This is a genomic window from Acinetobacter sichuanensis (assembly GCF_003024515.2).
Lineage (GTDB): Bacteria > Pseudomonadota > Gammaproteobacteria > Pseudomonadales > Moraxellaceae > Acinetobacter > Acinetobacter sichuanensis.
Map to the genome: position 1 here is coordinate 1 of NZ_PYIX02000126.1, position 2,098 is coordinate 2,098.

Here is a 2,098-nt window from a genome sequence, read left to right on the forward strand (position 1 = left end):
CTTCAACTTCGATAGGATCTAATGAACCGCCGTTCAATGTGATAAATGCACGTGCATGGGCAATTGCATCATCAGAAGTTTTATGTAAAAGCTTTGAAGCAATCAAACGTTTTAAATAAGTAGCATTGTCGGCAGTGCTTAAAATCTCAATAGGACGATCCACATCTAAAAGATTCGGTGCGTAGTAATACACTGCAGCATCAATTAAGTCATCAAAGCCTTGAATACACTCAGGTACTTCTAGATCCAATTGACCAATCGTCATAAAACGAGGCGCAAGGCAGAACTCGTAATCAGCACCGAAGAAGACCGTAGCGGGGAATTGACTCAACTCGCCAAAGTCGAGCAGCTGCCCGACTGCACGACATAGCACTGCTTGACCAGATGACATTGCTTCAAAAGCTTGTTTAGTATTTAAGATTTCGGTATTCATGCTGTTTTTCCTATTCTTTTTCCTGCAATAATTTCATCAGGTGTAGCATGGCGTAGCATGATTATGCCGCATGCATTAATGCCACCCATAAAGGCAACTGGATATTGCAAGTGATCTTTATCCATCAAGAGGCAGATAGTAAGCACCTCATCTGTGCGATGTAATTCAATGTACACAACCTTATCACCAGCTTTAAAATTGGTTTGGCTAGCTTTATGAAGTACATTATATTTCTCGATAAGTACTTTCATTTGCTTGTATGCTGTAGCTGCTTCATTGATATTGGAGCTTTTAGATAACGCTTCACATCGTTCAATTTTTCTTAAAATAGAACCATTCATGCACGTGCTCCTTCTTTTGCTAATGTGTTAATTTCTTCTTTCACGGCATTTAATTGGCTTGATTCAATTTGAGTTAAAGCATCAACACCAAGATGCTCACAGACGGTTTTCACATCCAAACCACGTTCATCAATAAATGCCTGTAGATCATCTCGTTGCTGATCATTAACGCCATTAAATTCAGGTGGGTTTTCCCAAGTTTTCTTTTCTTTATTTGCTACGCAACCAAGCGCTCTTGCTCTAGATACAATGGCTTGGCGCATATTATGAAAATACATGTGGCTTTCATCAGCTTTAAGCGTTTCAGTTAGTTGGTTCAGATCAGAAGCGTATTGAGCTTCTGAACAGCTTTGAATGAAGTTATTTAAATCTTCCTGAGCTTTGATGTTGGCTAACTGAGCAGGTGTTAACGTATTAATATGTGCTTTTGCATCTTTAATAAGACCCGCTAGAAAGTGAGGATTATCTTTTAGGTCGGGAACCCAAACCTCACCCGTTTTTCCACCTAAACCACCTGAATTTTTAGCGTGATGGGCAGGTGATGGATTAAAGTTAATGACGCGAGCGTGTTTCCCTTCGCTTGTTGATACAGTGGTCATATAACCCATCATGTCAGCAATACGATAAAGTTCGTTTCGGTTTTTACCACCGAGTTCGGGACGGTAAATGACTTGATCACCGTTCTGATCCTCAGAAGCATGAGCAATAAAAACAACATCTTTACCAAAGCTCAAAAGGGTATTGATGTATTGCTTAAACTTCATGTTGGCAAGACCTTGTGCTTTAAGTTTTAATGTTTGGTCTTGTTGGCGATTGTTTGCTGTTTTAAGCAAATGAGTTTTAATGCACTCAAGCATTGCACCAACCGTATCAATAACCACAGTATTAAAAGCAGCAAGATCATTTTCTTTGATATTTTCAATATCAGACCATTGTTGAACAGGAATTACTGCACCCCGACGTAATTCACCAGTACGATGTGCGCCACGGTCAAAGTCGAAAGAAATAGCATTGTCTGCTGTGAAACCAAGAGAAGTTTTACCTAAACCAGGATCAGCATAGATATAGGTAATAATTGCGCTGATATTTAAAGCTTGATCCGCAGGAATAATATTTATAGACATTACACAGCCTCCACTAAACGATTACGCTCAATAAAACCAATCAACAAGTTATTGATATTGCGGTGGTCGAGTTGGTCAGTGAAGTCGCGGTATGGATTACCTTTTTCATCAAAGACTTTGATTTGACCGAGTTCTTTAATTTCTACAGCAGTGAAGCCATAATTTGCTGCACCGTTTTCATCTTTATGTGCTTCATAGCT

2 protein-coding genes and 2 pseudogenes are annotated in these 2,098 nt (G+C 39.4%); all 4 read right to left on the reverse strand.

The features are described from left to right. Nucleotides 1-433: pseudogene (locus C9E89_RS22320) on the reverse strand (hypothetical protein); the annotation flags it as partial. Beyond that, entirely contained in the window at nt 430-774 is a 345-nt protein-coding gene (locus tag C9E89_RS22325; RefSeq protein ID WP_107010269.1) for a DUF2786 domain-containing protein, read from the reverse strand. The pseudogene C9E89_RS22320 and the gene C9E89_RS22325, both read right to left, overlap by 4 nt. After that, complete coding sequence (locus C9E89_RS22330) at nt 771-1,898, reverse strand: ATP-binding protein (protein ID WP_107010270.1); 1,128 nt, start codon at nt 1,896-1,898, stop codon at nt 771-773. The genes C9E89_RS22325 and C9E89_RS22330 overlap by 4 nt, the downstream gene beginning before the upstream one ends. Then, nucleotides 1,898-2,098, reverse strand: a pseudogene (locus C9E89_RS23505) (hypothetical protein); the annotation flags it as partial. The gene C9E89_RS22330 and the pseudogene C9E89_RS23505, both read right to left, overlap by 1 nt.

What these genes read in the sequence shown, in the direction of transcription:
- C9E89_RS22330 (WP_107010270.1), bottom strand. Translation starts at nt 1,898, where the DNA reads ATGTCTATAAATATTATTCCTGCGGATCAAGCTTTAAATATCAGCGCA.
- C9E89_RS22325 (WP_107010269.1), bottom strand. Translation starts at nt 774, where the DNA reads ATGAATGGTTCTATTTTAAGAAAAATTGAACGATGTGAAGCGTTATCT.